Genomic DNA, 14,617 nt, shown 5'->3' with positions numbered 1-14,617 from the left:
AACTATGATAAGCCAGAGGAACGTCTCTTTTTTGCTTGAGATATCAAGTGTTCAATCGAAGAAAACTTTTCAGGATAGTCTAAGTGTTCACGCGTAATTACAATACATGGAATATTCAGATCTTTACACGCCTCAGTTTTTTCAAAAAAACCACCTGCTTGACCGCTCTCTTTGGTAATCATTACTCTAGCTTGATTATGAATCAAAAGCTCGCGATTTAGTTCTTTTGAAAAAGGTCCCTTAATCGCTTCGATTTGACCATTAGGTATTCCCAGTTTTTCAATTGTGCTTATCACTTCAAGTGTTGGTAGCACTCGAACAACCAGTCGTTCCTTAGGTAAATACTTTAAAAATTCTGCTAGTGTTTTGCTTCCGGTCGTCAAGTAAATGTTGCCTGTATAGTTCATGGCCTGCTCACAGGCTGCTTTTACTGATTTGACAGTAATCATATCTTCGCTTATCAATGACGGACGTTCAAACCGAAGATAGGTAATTCCCAGCTGAGCACATACCGACATAGCATTTTTTGACACCTCTATAGCATAAGGATGTGTCGCATCAATCAATTGAGTAATTTGATGTAGCTGAATAAATTCAACCATTTCTTTTGGGTTTAAACGGCCCTTAATGACACGTTTCGCTATTGTTGCAGCCAAATTTTTTCCATAATCTGAAACCACCGATAAATAGAAGTCTAGACCTACTTCGTTTAATCCTTGCGCAATTTTCAAACTGTCAGAGGTGCCCCCAAGTAAAAGAATCATAATTGATAGCCTCGAGGTGTAATCATTCGGTCTCCAGATAGATAGGTTTCCTTATTTCCAACTAATACTACAGTCGTCATATCTACTAGAGTTTCATCCAAATTGCTGATTGAGGTGAATATAGCCTGCTCTTTTTTACGACCTACATCTTTAGCCAAACCAACGATCGTGTCCTTGGATTTATAGTGTTGAATAATTGCTAATGCTTTTGCTAAATGATCCGGTCTGCCTTTGCTTCGTGGATTATACAAACAGATCACAAAATCAGCACTGGCCGCTGCGTGAAGACGTTTTTCAATCATTTCCCATGGTGTCATTAAGTCACTTAAACTGATGTGACAGAAGTCATTCATAAGAGGTGCTCCTAACAAAGCTGCACCCGCAATACTGGCGGTGATTCCGGGAATCACTTTGACTGGAAGTTCTTCATCTATTTGACTGATAAGCTCTAAAACCAAGCCAGCCATTCCATAAACACCCGCATCCCCACTAGAAATGACAGCAACATCCTTGCCTGTTCTAGCCAAATCAATCGCTTTTTTGCAGCGATCAATTTCTTGTTTCATTCCTGTACTGACGATTTCTTTTTCACCTACAAGCTCTTTAATTAACCGGACGTAGGTTGTATAACCAACAATTACGTCTACTTTTTTTATGACGTCAATAGCCTCAAGCGACATTTTTGCTTTCTCACCTGGCCCTAATCCCACAACGTATAACATGTGTCGTCTTCATCCTTTCCCAACGCAAAGGTGACTCCCTTGCTGGCATAGCGTTCGGTCACCACTTTTCCATTACTTGCTAAATCGGCCGCTGCTAAACAAACACTTCCTACACCTGTTACTTGCTTGACAAAAGCTGACTGCGGATATTTCTCTGAAACAGATAGTAGCTCTGCCGCTGAATAGGTTTCGAAGGGAACGCTCAGCCATTCGGCTAATTGGCAAATTCCAGCTTCTTGCTCTTTAATATCAATACTAGCGATTTTCTTAATACTGCGGAAATGAACATTTTCTGATCGGCAAAAATGAAGATATTCCTCTTGAATGATTGAAAAATCAATGCCTTTTTTGGCTCCAATACCTAAAACATACCGTCTTGGCACGATTTGAATCATATTTTCTGAATTAAGCTCTTCTATTTTGTCAGAGATCAACAGTACCACTTCGTAGGAAGCAAAAGAGTCTTCTTCTTGAAGTAACGTGAGCCCTCGTAAATCCTTCACCCAGTTTTCACGTTGGATCAGTCCAACTGGTTGATGTTCGGCTAGAAGGCGATTGACTTTCTTCGTTGTTTCTTTAAAATCCGCATACCAAGCGTTAATATCTTTACTTAACAAATCAAGCGCCGTTACGTTTTGCACATCTGTCGCGGTCGTAATTACCGGACAGCTGTTCAACTTTGCGGCGATTTCTAGTGTTAATTGGTTGCCTCCGCCAATATGGCCTGATAATAGACTAATCGTATGTCGGCCTTTTTCATCAATGACGACGATCGCTGGATCTTTTCGTTTATCCTCCAGTAATCCTGCAATGCTCCGAACCACGATACCAGTTGCCATGATGCAAATCAGAGCATCAAATTGTTTGAATAGTACTTGAATCCCTGTTCCAAATTTACCTGTAGGAAAAAGTTGCAGTCCTTCTTCTAAATTATCTTTTGAGACAAAAATAGGTATTTCTTGGTCCCATTTATCTCGAAGTTCTTTAGCCAATTGGATACCGGCTGAAGTCAAAGCTAAAATTGCTGCTTTATTCATCGGACTTCACATCGCGGTATTCATGCTTAAAGGAAGCGTCATACAATTTAGAATAATAGAATTCATCTCCCAAAAATTCTCCTACCATTATTAGAGCCGTTTTTGTGATATCCGCTGCCTCAATTTGCTCAGCAATTCTCTCCAACGTGCTAACAATCTTCTTTTCCTCTGGCCAAGTAGCTTTATAAATAACAGCAACAGGTGTTGTTGGCTGATAGCCTCCCGCCAATAGCTCGGCAACTACCTCTTTTATTCCTTGTACAGAAAGAAAAATCACCATTGATGTTTGGTGTTGAGCAAAAGATCTCAGGCTCTCTTTATCCGGTACGGGAGTTCTTCCAGCCATTCGAGTGATAATCACACTTTGAGATATTTCAGGAACAGTATATTCCACCCCCAGGCTAGAGGCTGCCCCTAAAAAGGAGCTAACACCAGGTGTACAAGTAAACTCGATGTTGCGCTTTTTTAGCTCTTCGATTTGTTCACGAATCGACCCATAAATAGAAAAATCCCCGGTCTGTAATCGAATAACCTCCTTATCTGTTTGAACGCCACGCTCCATTTCGTCAATAATTTCGGTTAGATCCATTGAAGCGCTATTGAAAATCTCGCACTCTTCTGTGCAGTATTTCAACAGCTCCGGATTCACAAGTGATCCCGCATAGATCACAATATCCGCTGATTTTAATAACTGATAGCCTTTAAATGTAATCAGTTCAGGATCACCCGGTCCTGCGCCGACAAAATGCACCTTCGCCATATACTTATTCCTCTTTTCTTGTCTCTATAATAATTACTGGATTTTGCGGTTTGAAATAATTTCCCTGACCTAATTTAGTAAAATGACTGACTTGTATTTGAATAGTCTGGAAAGGAAAATGATTGTTTTCTAACCATTCCTTCGCAGCAAGCGCATTCTCTAAAAGAATAAAATTCAATACTAAGCGACCGCCAACCTTCAAATGCTGAAAGCTCCAGGCAAGTATTTCTGTCATATTGCCACCTGTTCCGCCAACAAAGATCGCATCAAATTTTTCATCTAGTTCAATCGGTGCTTTACCAAGAATACTCTGGATATTCTTCAACTGAAATTTTGTCAGATTCTGCTCCAAAACATCCAAAGCTGTTTGGTTTGAATCGATGGTTATGACCTTCAGCTGCGGATATAGCAAAGCCGCTTCGATCGCAATGCTGCCTGTTCCTGTACCAATATCTAAAAAATTATCAGCTCTGCTTAATTGCAGCTTTGCTAAACTAATCGTTCGTATCTCTTCCTTTGTCATCGGAACGTTACCACGAATAAAACACTCATCCTTCATTGATTATCACCACTGCATTCATTAGATAGTCTTCATCGGGAACCTCAGAAGCTTTGTAACATCTTATTTTTTCATCAGAGTAGCTAAGTTTTTCACCTATATAAAAGGTCGCCTCATGTCCTCGCTTCACAGCTTCTTGCGCTAGTTGATAGGGACCCATTTTTTTATCTGTTACCAGACCGACTTTCGGTAATTTGAAGATCAGTGAAAAATCTGGCTTTTTCCCATGACTGCTAGTGATAAAGCAATCCTCCATCGGAATTTTCAGGCGATTGAATAAGTATTGAAGTGAACTGATCCCCGGTAAGATACGTAAATTTTCTGCAGAAAATCGTTTAATGAGCCAATTTCCGATACCATAGGTCAGTGGATCACCGGAAGCTAAAATCACGATCTGTGCTTCTTGATTCTTTTTTAAAAGTTCCGCCAAATCATCCAGTTTACAGGGAAGCCGAACTCCTTTAAGTCTTTCTTCTTCGGTAAGAATTTCCAGTTGTCTTTCACTTCCAATAATTACGTTAGCTTCTTTAAGAGCCGCTTGAGCTTTTCCGAATAAATAGTCTTGCGTTCCTCCTGGTCCAATACCGACAACAGTGATCATTCCCATTCCTCCTTCAGTTGCTCCAAAGGTTTGGTTGAAGCTAAGTACCCTCGTTTTGACGAAAAAAGAATGACATCGATACGTGGTTCGTGCTCCCGATACTTTAATAAATCCTCAGACCGCTTCTTGACCTTTTCTGCCAGAACCTGATAGACCGCACCATAACCTGAGTTGGCAATAATCTCTCCAGCCGCCTCTGTCGTTAAACATTTCTCAATTTCTTGCAATTGACTCACCGGCATCCCTAGCAAAGCAAGATTTGCGATTAAAATTTCTGTTCGTGCATCGGCATCTTTACTATGAGTAGAAAAAATTCCTGCGGAAACTTTGATTAATTTTCCTAGATGTCCCACCATCAAGACCTTTTCAAATTCCAAACGTTGGACTTCTTTCAAGACATAACCGACAAAATTACTCATCGAGACGACATTCTCCCCATTGAGTTTCATGGTATTTAGAACAAAAGCCTCCCCATAATTACCTGGACACAGAATGACTGAGGAATGTCCTTGGCTTTTCTTCATTTCTAGTTCCAGAGAGATAGACTGCTTCCAGCCTTCCTCAGACATCGGTGTAACGATTCCCGTCGTCCCCAAAATTGAGATGCCACCTAAAATACCTAGACGCCGATTCATCGTTTGCTTGGCGATCGCCTCTCCTGTTGGAGCAAAAATCGTGATTTTTACGCCTTGATTCGGTCCGATGATCTTACGAACGGATTCTTCGATCATTTTTCGTGGGACCGGATTGATTGCGGCTTCTCCTACTGGAATTTGCAGTCCTGCTTCTGTTACTCGTCCAATCCCAATTCCACCGTCAATATGAATTTGATTTCCATTCGTTTTTGCAACTTTTGCACCAATCAACATACCATCTGTTGCATCAACATCGTCGCCGCCATCTTTTACGACAAAAGCTTGACAGCCATCTTCTACGGTCTCAATCGAAGCAATTGGGATCGTTAAATTTTTTTTATTGGGTAATTCAATGCAGATTTCTTCTGATGCTTCCTCTTCAAAAAGGAAAGCCGTCGCAGCTACTGCTGCAGCTGTCGCACAAGAACCCGTAGTATAGCCTTTTCTTAACTTCTTTCCGTTATAGAAAACAAACTCCTCCATCAATTTTCCCTTTCAACCAATTGATATAGCATTGCATTAATGATTGCTGCGGCAACATTGCTTCCACCTTTACGCCCTCTAGCTACGATTGCTGGAATATCGCTTTCAAACAATGCTTCCTTTGATTCCGCCGCCCCGACAAAACCCACAGGAGCGCCAATAACCGCGGCAACCTCAAGTTCTCCATCGTGGAATTGTTCCAATAATTTGAAAATTGCGGTGGGGGCATTTCCGATAACAAATACTTTCGGTCCAGCAATTGTTGCCGCCCGTTCTATCCCGGCCATTGAACGAGTCATCCCCTTAGCCTTTGCCTGCTCAGCTACTTCTGGATCAGCGATATAACATTCATAGCGAATACCTAGCTTATCTAAGAAACGCTTGTTGATACCGCTAAGCGCCATCGTTGTATCTGTAAAAATTGTTCCCTTACCGGCTAAGAAAAATTTCTCAAGCTCCGAAACAGCATCATTAGAGAAAACCAGATTCTTCAAGTAGTCAAAATCAGCACTCGTATGAATCACTCGCTTAATAATTTTTTCTTCCTTGGGAGATGAGAAAACATATTCTGGAAATTCTTGATCGATAATTTCTTGAATGATTTTAAAGCTTTCTGTTTCAATCAATTGCGGATTTTTAATATAGTCCACGCTCTTTCCCCTCTCATAAAAAGTAATTATTGATGATAATTGCTATAACACTAAATACACACAGGCTCAGAATCGCTGTTGTATATAAAAGTTTATTGGCAGTCAAAATATCCTTTGGTCTGGCTGAACGAAGTGAGACACCAATCGTTGGTTTGTAAATTTCAACACCATGGTAAAAATGCGTACCTCCTAATTGAATTCCTAACGCACCTGCTACGACTGCTTCTGGATAACCGCTGTTAGGACTTTTGTGATTGCGACAATCCGTTTTACCTACTTTCCAAGCATTGGAAGTATTTAAATGGAGAATTTTTGTGGCGCCTAGGAGATAGAGCCAAGTCAAGCGTGCAGGGATAAAATTCCAAATATCGTCCATTTTTGCAGAAAACCAGCCAATTGCACGATATTTGGGTGTCACATAGCCCACCATCGAATCCAATGTATTAACGGCTTTATACATCATGGCTAACGTAGGACCGCCAAGAAACAAACATAATAACGGTGCAATTACGCCATCACTCGTATTTTCAGCGACAGTTTCAATTGTTGCTTTAGTAATTTCTTCTTTTGATAGCTCATTGGTATCTCTTCCGACAATCATTGCAACCTGTTTACGAGCATTATCCAAGCTATCATTAACTAACTTTTGATAAACTTTTTTTCCTTCTAATGATAAACTTCTGGTTGCCAAGGTCGTGTAAGCAAGATAGATATAGCAAGCGATCCCAATGAAAGGATGGATTCGAAAGCTGACTCTTAAAAGACAATACGTTATGAATCCAGACCCGAAAACGGTAATAACCCACAAAAGAATACCCCAACGATACTTTTCCTGTTCTGTTTTTTCCTGTGTAAATTTGTCTTGGAACCAACTGATAAAGTTGCCGATCAGCTTAATCGGATGCGGCCAATTGTAGGGATCACCAATCAGCAAATCTAAGATAAAAGCAATAATAATCCAATAAATCATGAACCTTTCCTCACTTTTTCCAGCAGGTTCAGAAGAAAATCCTCACTTTGATAAAAATGAAGGTGGAGATAACTACCGAATGTATTCTTCTTCTGATACCCACCAGTCCATCTTTTGACTACTTCTCCGTCGCGTTTCTTTTTCATTTCCAAGACTGTCGGCTCTGAACTTTCAAAAATCGAATGATGGAACTCGTGTCCTACTACCGTATCTCCCGTATTTCCGATCAAGGTCTCTTGAGTAGCTTTCCCATAACAATAGCCAAATTTTCGTAGTCCTGAAGTCATCTTGCTGGCTCCGTCAAAAATCCCTACCATCGGGTAATGCTTCTCATCATTATTGAACGTTGCCCCTAAGTACATTAAGCCGCCACATTCAGCTAAGATAAACGCATCCTGTTCATGCTTTTCCTTGATACTCTTGCGCATCTCTTCATTTTCAGAGAGTATTTGAGCAAATTCCTCAGGATACCCCCCGCCAAAATAGTACAAATCAGCTTCAGGGAGCTGTCGATCTTTCATAGGACTAAAAGTAAGCAGTTCTACACCATGCGCTTTCAGCAAGTCAAGATTATCTTGATAATAAAAATGAAAGGCTTCATCTAAAGCATATGCGACCTTGATATCCGAAAACTGCGGGTAGTGCGGTGCTGTAAACCGGACTTGTTCATTCGGCAGCCGGTCTAATAACTGATCGAGTCCAAATGTTCGTTCTAAAGATTCCGCTACCTGTAGAATCTTTTCAGTGACATTATTGATTTCTCTGTCAGGAACTAGACCTAATTGTCTAGAGGGAAGCTCTGCACCTTTTTCTCGTTTCAAATAACCAAAAACTGGAACATTTGTGTATTTCTCTACTGCCTTTTTTATCAATTGATAATGTGTCTCTGAGGCAACTTTATTAATGATTACACCACAGATATTTAAATCAGGATCAAATTCAGCAAAGCCTTTTATCACCGCCGCCACGGAGGTTGAAGCTGATTGTCCATTGACCACCAATAGCACGGGACAATCTAGCTGCTTCGCGACCCCGGCACTAGAACAAAAATCTTTTTCTACACCTAATCCGTCAAAAAGCCCCATTACTCCTTCAATTACACAAATATCTGCTTTTTGTGCTTCTTTTTCGAAGAGTGCTCGCATACGGGCATTGTCTTGAACCAGGAACATATCTAAATTTCGAGAGGCTCTCCCAGTTATTCGTGTGTGGTATTCGGTATCGACATAATCTGGTCCCACTTTATAAGGTTGAATTCGATACCCTCGATTTTGCAACAGCTTCATTAAACCCAGTGTTATCGTAGTTTTCCCCGAACCGCTGGAAGCCGCGGCAATCATCACCTTTTTCATTAACATCCCCCGCTTCTATCAGCCGTACCCCTTGGTAGCAGCTTTGATGGACACTTACCTTAGAATAACAACGAATCATCCCTGATTTCTTAATTGCTGCTAACGCCGTTGGAATCTCGTCTAATTTTTCAATCATCAGCCCGACTACTGAACCGCTATGTGCAACGTTGATTCCTAGCCACTGATAATTCCTCCTAAGTGTCAGTAACTCTGAAAAATAGGGTTTAGGTAATATCGCTTGATTCAATCTAGCGCTGCATGTAGCAGCTTCTCCCAGCTTTCGTAAAGATCTCTCATTGACGGCAATCTCATACTTTCGATAAACATCCGCAAATTGTTCCCGTTGCTGATAAAATAGCCGATCGGTCTTCCGCGAATGAAATACTTCGGTGGCTAGTGTTTCTTCCGTTTCCAAAACAACTACGTAAAAATGCGGGGCCCATCCGCTACATTCTCTTACTGAGCCATTTTTCTGCTCAAACAATGTGAGAGTCGGGAAAAGTATGCTGTCGGTTCTTTCTATCGCTAAACAAATATTAATAATTTCATCTCTAGAAATTTTTCGACCATAATAAGCCGCCGTCGCTTGGCAAGCTGCGGCAATATCTGCTGTGCTGCTCGCCATTCCTTTAGCTACTGGTAAATCTGAATCAATCAAAAAAGATAATTTTTCTTTTTCTGAAATAGGAATCCCTAAATGGTCTAACGTTCTATAGATAGCTTCTTCAACTTTTGGTTTGATTACTTTAGAAGCAACGCCTGTTTGAATTGTCACTTTAGAAAACCGATCAATCCCATAACTAACTAATTTTTGTGAATCACCAAGCCATCCTTGAATGAGTTCTCCACATGAACCATTACAGGAAGCTGTTACTCGCATAAAACCGCCTCCAATGCAGCAAGCAGAATCTGATTATCCGCTCTTGACTTGACAGCAATTCGATAGTATTTCTGCGTCAACCCATTAAAGCTATTGCAATTTCGGATCAAGACATTTTGTTTCAACATCTTTTCTTGCAGACAACCTGCTCCCTGATAACGCATGAACAAAAAATTCGTCTGACTGGGATATACTTCCAGCTCCTTAAAGAAAGCTAAGCGCTCCTCCAAAAAGCCCCGTTCTTGTGCAATATAATGCTGACTATCTTCAATGAAACGTGTTTCCTTTAAAGCCTGCTGACCCGCAAGATCGGCAAACGTATTGATATGCCAAGGCACCGTTTTTTCTACAATAGCCGATAGGATTGAGCGATTACTTGTTAGTAAATAGCCCAGTCTTAAACCTGGAATCGCAAACATTTTCGTCAACGATCGAAAGATGTAGAGGTTTTCGTTAGTATTGATTGAAGAAACAAACGAATATTCCTCCTTTGTAAAATCTACAAATGCTTCATCCACAATCAATACTATTTTGTTTTCTTGGCAAAAGGCGAATAATTCCTCAAGTTCAAATTGCTTCAGCATTTGTCCAGTCGGATTATTCGGATTGCAAAGGCAAATACCATCGACTTGCTGTTCTTTCGCCGATCGCATCAATTCTGAAATTGTCCATTGAAAATTTCGTTGTTCTAAGTTGAAATAACAAAATTCGGTCTCTTGTTGATTAAAAGCTGCTTCATATTCCATGAATGTCGGGGCAAGTAGCAGCAGCCTTTTCAGTTGCAGTGTTCTTCCTAGCATAAAAATCGCTTCCGCGGCACCATTGGCTGGATAAACAAATTCTTCGGAAAGCCCATGAAAATCGGCAATCGCCCGTTTCAATGCTCGATAGCGGATATCCGGATAATGAACTAGTTCTGTAATTCCTTTAATTAATACCTCTTTGACTCTTTCAGGAATGCCCAATGGATTAATATTCGCGCTAAAATCAATTAAATTCTTCTTCTCAATTTTGTATAGCTCACTGACTTCTTGAAGATTCCCTCCATGCTTCACTGCCATAAAAACGACTCCACTTCTTGATTATTTTAGAAAGATTGCTTCTTTATATTTTTGAGGGATTCCAAGAATCACAACCTCAGAAAGACATAAATTCACGACCGTCGCTAGCGTCAGCGGAACAAAAAGCATAAAAACAACAGGGCCCATTAATGGATAGAGCAATATCAGATCCAGTGGAACATTAATCAGATACGCAACTAACATTGAAACGGCAGAGGCTGCGATTTTGTTTTTTTGCAGCTTTTTACGTGTCCAGCTATAAAAGAACATGCAGGCCGCCATTAATACAGCAATAATTAAATGGATCGATAACGTATTAGGAAATCCAGATAATAATGCAGAAATCATATGTCCAAAAAAGCCTAAAAATGCTCCTGCGGCGGGACCGAGGATGATTGCCCCAATAAATGCAGGAAAAGAGTCCAACGCGATTGAACCTAAAATCTTGATGTTTGCCCCGATCACACACAGCGCCAGTAGGATTGCCAATGTTGCCAATTTCTTTGTTGAATACTTCATCATGTTTCACTCCTTATTTGTTTTACTATCTTAATTTTTCTAACATAATAATTGAGTACTCGTATTACTATGCTTTTTACAAAAGTGGAAGATAACAATTGGACGAACATTCAAAAAAAATAAACGCAGTGAGTCCAGAAAAGATGGGCTCGCCGCGTTTTTTATTTGTCTTAGGTACACCAAATAAACAGTTAGCAAAATAATCTTCCCAATCCAATTATTTTTAATCCCTGAACAAGGTATCCTGACTTTGCATCTATTTACTATCTCGCCTTCCCGAAAAGTGGCTTATGAGAGTTCATCCGCATATACAGTAGAAAGGGGCTGTTGAGGATTTTCACCTCATTCCCTTGCTCAGTTATTAATTATTCGATTTTCTTTATTATAGCAAAGCTTTCTATTCAATCTTTGCTTTTTTCTATAACTCAGCCACATTGTGCTATTTTAAAAAAAGTAAGAGCAAAATATTGCTATATTCAAACGAGACTGACAATTTAAAAAAAAGATTGAAGAAAAGTGTGTCAACTTAATGAAGCCTTGATTACGCAATTAATTAAACCAGATTAAAAAGCGAATTTATTTAAATTATGTTCTTTTCCTTACAAAAAGAGATCGTAAGAGAACGATTATACTTTTCACTTTTGAAGAAACTACTCATACTTCAGCAATAAATCTTTGCTTACTGTTATTGACTAGCTTAGTTTGTGTAAATTGGCTAGCTAAAGTTTCTTCACACAAGCACTTTAGTAAATTGTTCCTTATTAAGGTGATTAAAAAAAGATTCAAGTACTAAAATTAGCCAAATATTGTTATTTTGCAGCAAAAACAAGGCAAGATTTTGCTATTACTTAATCATCGTTTTTAGAATCGTTGATTTATCAATCATCTCATTCACTTTTATCGGTCACTTTTTGATTGAAGTAATTCCTTTGCTTTAAAAATCAGCTTGTCTTTTTTTTTAAAAGAAAATAAGATGGAGAAAAGATCTATGGAGGGGACAATGACTAAGAAGCCGTCTTCACAAAATTTGATTTTGATCATTACCACCACCGTGTACTCATTTTCTAGCATGATCTCAGCTTTTTTTATGTTAGGGAGTCAGTCACTTATTTGGTTTCTCATTAGTGCGCTCTTTTATTTTATTCCTTACGCACTTATCGTAGCCCAATATACAAAAAAGTACGCGCATCGTTCAGGGGCAATTTATGACTGGTTAAAAGAGTCGCTCTCGCCAAAAGCCGCCTTTACGACGGTCTTTTTGTGGTATAGCAGCTACTTCATTTGGATGATTAGTTTATTCATGAAGCTTCTCATCCCAGTCTCTATTCTTTTATTTGGGCGAGACATGACCTCGACAATGAATTGGTTTGGTGTTCCTTCTCAAGTCTGGTTAGCAGTATTTTCCATTCTGGCGGTAATCTTTATCACTTGGATGAACAAACGCGGTTTCCAAGTAATTTTTAGATTTCTGCATATTAGCGGTTATGCCATGGTCGGCTTATTGATCCTTTCTTTAGCTGGTAATTTGATTTTGATTGTTAAAAATCCTGAACAGGTGATCATAAATATCAACCATAGCCTAACTGTGCCCAGCTTTTTCCAAGAATCATCCAATCGCCTCCTGTCACAATTGCCCTTTTTTATATTTTCTATTACTGCATTTGGTGGATTAGATACCATTGCAAGTCTGGCAGATAAAACAAAGAAAAGTCGCAGTAGATTCCCACGTGCAGTGATTATCAGTTCGTTCATAGTGTTATTTTTATATGTCAGCGGCATCATCATTTGGAGCTGTGCAAATAACATTGATAACTTGAGAAATGTCGCTTCTCTGCATTTAGGAAATCTCATGTATGGTGTCATGGAGCAATTAGCCAAAACCTTAGCCTCCACCTTCAGCCTTTCTGCTAGTCACACGTATTTATTAACTCAGCTCTTCATTCGTTACACTGCACTGACAATGGGATTAGCGTACTTGAGTCTACTGAGTTCCATTAGCTATGGACCATTAAAAAGCTTGATCAAGAGTACGCCAAAGATATTTTGGCCGAAATTCTCAGCCTTAAATAAGAACCAAATGCCTGAAAATGCACTTTGGCTCCAAGCGCTGCTGATTTCTTTATTCATTGGTCTGCTTTCATTCAGCAATAGCTTTTTGTCAGACTTGTTTAACCAATTGACTTATATGACAAATGTTTCGCGGGCAATTCCGTATTTTATTGTTGCAGCTAGTTTTCCTTTCTCTTTAAGAAAAAGGATTATCCAGAAAGAATCCTTGATTATTAAGAACAATCGGCTAAACTATTTTCTTTCAATAAGCGTTTGTGTCTGTATTTTTGTTGCGATTGCCTTTCAAATTTATGAGCCATTGAAGCTGGGAAATTATTTGAACTTTTCGACTCTGCTATTAGGTCCTGTGTTTTTTGGGGTTCTTTCCCACTTCATCTATTTTCGTTTTGAACAGAAAAAAGCTTTAGTAGGTCTTTCTAAACAAAACAGTGATAATTCGTAAAATCATGGACTAAGGAGATAGGCTTATGTATCCAATCTTAATTGACATTCAACAGCTTTCTGTGCTAGTCGTTGGTGGTGGAAAAATAGCCACTCGAAAAGTTTGCGGATTGGTTGAAGCAGGTGCAAAACCGACAGTTATAGCACCAAATTTTTCTGAAGCCTTACATACAGCCAATAAGAACGGAACCGTTCTGTTGCGTGAACGCTCATTTCAGTATGGCGATACAGCCGGCTTTCAAGTAATTTTTATCTGTACGGATAACGCTGCCGTCAATCGAGCCGTTTTGAACGAAACTACTCCGCGACAGCTTGTAAACGATACGACAAACCAACATAATAGTAATTTCTTCAATATGGCATTGATCAAAGAAAACGATTTTGCCATCGCTTTGACTACTAATGGAAAGAACCCGAGGAAAACGAAACAGTTAAAAGAAAAAATCCGTTCGCTTTTAAAAAGAATCACGTTGGAATAAAAAACGCTTGAATACAGACTGTTTGGATAATCAGTCGAGGTATTCAAGCGTTCTTTTATAATCAAATTAATCCATTAATAAAGCGATCAGTTGCGTGAGAAATAAACACTTCTGCTTCTCTTTCATACTGATCATTACTAGAATAGGCATGCAAAAAAGCGAAGCCAATCATACTGGAAAAAATAATCTCAGCCGTTTTTTTCGGATCTTGAATCTCGATTTTCTGCTGCGAGTTCATCTCAATCAAATATGCTTCCAGTATTTTAATAAAAGCTGTTGGAATTTTTTCTACATAGGGCATCGTTTCCTGATAAATTTCTTGTGCACGAAGGCCTAAAGAAAAGCGCACGATCTCTGGCGTCACCTGCTTCAAATACTCTCTCATTATCAAGTGGAGATCATCGACTAGATTCCAATGAAATCCCTCGGCGATGTTTGGATTAACAGAAGGAACCCAATCGGCCTCTTTTAAAGTTGTCAATAGCAACTCCTTCTTGCTGCCAAACTGTCGAAATAGCGTTGCTTCATTTACTTGCGCTTCTTTTGCAATATCTTTCGTTGTCATATCACTGTAGCCTTTTTCAACAATTAGCTTTTTTGTCGCAGCCATAATATTGGTTCGGGTATTTTTCAT

The 14,617-nt window shown here is 39.5% G+C and carries 16 protein-coding genes and 1 riboswitch; of the genes, 2 read left to right on the top strand and 14 right to left on the bottom strand.

The genetic code is table 11. The features are described from left to right. Positions 1-2: 2 nt before the first annotated feature. From cobK to IGI44_RS06695, 13 genes are read right to left on the bottom strand one after another with little or no spacing between them, the layout of a single operon-like run. Positions 3-764: a precorrin-6A reductase gene (gene cobK, locus IGI44_RS06755; protein ID WP_438787016.1), complete on the bottom strand. Its 762-nt coding sequence runs from the start codon at positions 762-764 to the stop codon at positions 3-5. Next, positions 761-1,486 (bottom strand): precorrin-3B C(17)-methyltransferase, encoded by a 726-nt coding sequence (cobJ, locus tag IGI44_RS06750; RefSeq protein ID WP_438787015.1) that lies wholly within the window; start codon positions 1,484-1,486, stop codon positions 761-763. The genes cobK and cobJ overlap by 4 nt, the downstream gene beginning before the upstream one ends. Beyond that, positions 1,465-2,523: a cobalt-precorrin 5A hydrolase gene (locus IGI44_RS06745; protein ID WP_438787014.1), complete on the bottom strand. Its 1,059-nt coding sequence runs from the start codon at positions 2,521-2,523 to the stop codon at positions 1,465-1,467. The genes cobJ and IGI44_RS06745 overlap by 22 nt, the downstream gene beginning before the upstream one ends. Further along, positions 2,516-3,283, bottom strand: a complete 768-nt coding sequence (locus IGI44_RS06740) for a cobalt-precorrin-4 methyltransferase (protein ID WP_438787013.1) — start codon at positions 3,281-3,283, stop codon at positions 2,516-2,518. Before IGI44_RS06740 ends, IGI44_RS06745 begins: the two co-directional genes overlap by 8 nt. A 4-nt stretch (positions 3,284-3,287) precedes the next feature. Then, positions 3,288-3,842, bottom strand: a complete 555-nt coding sequence (locus tag IGI44_RS06735; protein WP_438787012.1) for a decarboxylating cobalt-precorrin-6B (C(15))-methyltransferase — start codon at positions 3,840-3,842, stop codon at positions 3,288-3,290. After that, positions 3,832-4,449 (bottom strand): cobalt-precorrin-7 (C(5))-methyltransferase, encoded by a 618-nt coding sequence (locus tag IGI44_RS06730; RefSeq protein ID WP_438787011.1) that lies wholly within the window; start codon positions 4,447-4,449, stop codon positions 3,832-3,834. Before IGI44_RS06730 ends, IGI44_RS06735 begins: the two co-directional genes overlap by 11 nt. Beyond that, positions 4,440-5,561 carry a cobalt-precorrin-5B (C(1))-methyltransferase CbiD gene (gene cbiD / locus IGI44_RS06725; RefSeq protein WP_438787010.1) on the bottom strand — a complete coding sequence of 374 codons (1,122 nt, stop codon included), beginning with the start codon at positions 5,559-5,561 and terminating at the stop codon, positions 4,440-4,442. The genes IGI44_RS06730 and cbiD overlap by 10 nt, the downstream gene beginning before the upstream one ends. Beyond that, positions 5,561-6,211, bottom strand: coding sequence for a cobalt-precorrin-8 methylmutase (locus IGI44_RS06720; protein WP_438787009.1), 651 nt, complete (start codon positions 6,209-6,211; stop codon positions 5,561-5,563). Before IGI44_RS06720 ends, cbiD begins: the two co-directional genes overlap by 1 nt. Positions 6,212-6,224: 13 nt before the next feature. Continuing rightward, a complete protein-coding gene (gene cbiB, locus IGI44_RS06715) occupies positions 6,225-7,181 on the bottom strand; it encodes an adenosylcobinamide-phosphate synthase CbiB (RefSeq protein WP_438787008.1) in 957 nt (318 codons plus the stop codon). Beyond that, positions 7,178-8,533 carry a cobyrinate a,c-diamide synthase gene (locus IGI44_RS06710; RefSeq protein WP_438787007.1) on the bottom strand — a complete coding sequence of 452 codons (1,356 nt, stop codon included), beginning with the start codon at positions 8,531-8,533 and terminating at the stop codon, positions 7,178-7,180. The genes cbiB and IGI44_RS06710 overlap by 4 nt, the downstream gene beginning before the upstream one ends. After that, the gene (locus tag IGI44_RS06705) at positions 8,424-9,413 is read right to left on the bottom strand and encodes a GHMP family kinase ATP-binding protein (RefSeq protein WP_438787006.1); all 990 of its coding nucleotides are present in this window, start codon (positions 9,411-9,413) and stop codon (positions 8,424-8,426) included. Before IGI44_RS06705 ends, IGI44_RS06710 begins: the two co-directional genes overlap by 110 nt. After that, positions 9,404-10,474 carry a threonine-phosphate decarboxylase CobD gene (gene cobD, locus IGI44_RS06700; protein WP_438787005.1) on the bottom strand — a complete coding sequence of 357 codons (1,071 nt, stop codon included), beginning with the start codon at positions 10,472-10,474 and terminating at the stop codon, positions 9,404-9,406. The genes IGI44_RS06705 and cobD overlap by 10 nt, the downstream gene beginning before the upstream one ends. Positions 10,475-10,495: 21 nt before the next feature. Then, positions 10,496-10,996, bottom strand: coding sequence for an ECF transporter S component (locus tag IGI44_RS06695; RefSeq protein WP_438787004.1), 501 nt, complete (start codon positions 10,994-10,996; stop codon positions 10,496-10,498). Positions 10,997-11,230: 234 nt separating this feature from the next. Next, a riboswitch (cobalamin riboswitch) is annotated at positions 11,231-11,344 on the bottom strand. Between the two features lie 649 nt (positions 11,345-11,993). On the opposite strand from IGI44_RS06695, the gene IGI44_RS06690 reads away from it, so the two are divergent. Further along, the gene (locus IGI44_RS06690; protein ID WP_438787003.1) at positions 11,994-13,505 is read left to right on the top strand and encodes an amino acid permease; all 1,512 of its coding nucleotides are present in this window, start codon (positions 11,994-11,996) and stop codon (positions 13,503-13,505) included. A gap of 25 nt (positions 13,506-13,530) precedes the next feature. After that, positions 13,531-13,983 carry a precorrin-2 dehydrogenase/sirohydrochlorin ferrochelatase family protein gene (locus IGI44_RS06685; RefSeq protein WP_438787002.1) on the top strand — a complete coding sequence of 151 codons (453 nt, stop codon included), beginning with the start codon at positions 13,531-13,533 and terminating at the stop codon, positions 13,981-13,983. A gap of 61 nt (positions 13,984-14,044) precedes the next feature. On the opposite strand, the gene IGI44_RS06680 is transcribed toward IGI44_RS06685, so the two are convergent. Further along, entirely contained in the window at positions 14,045-14,617 is a 573-nt protein-coding gene (locus IGI44_RS06680) for a TetR/AcrR family transcriptional regulator (RefSeq protein WP_438787001.1), read from the bottom strand.

Source organism: Enterococcus sp. DIV0756 (genome assembly GCF_051710745.1).
GTDB lineage: Bacteria > Bacillota > Bacilli > Lactobacillales > Enterococcaceae > Enterococcus_A.
Note: the sequence above shows the minus strand (reverse complement) of the source record. Positions and strands in the feature narration are given on the sequence as shown.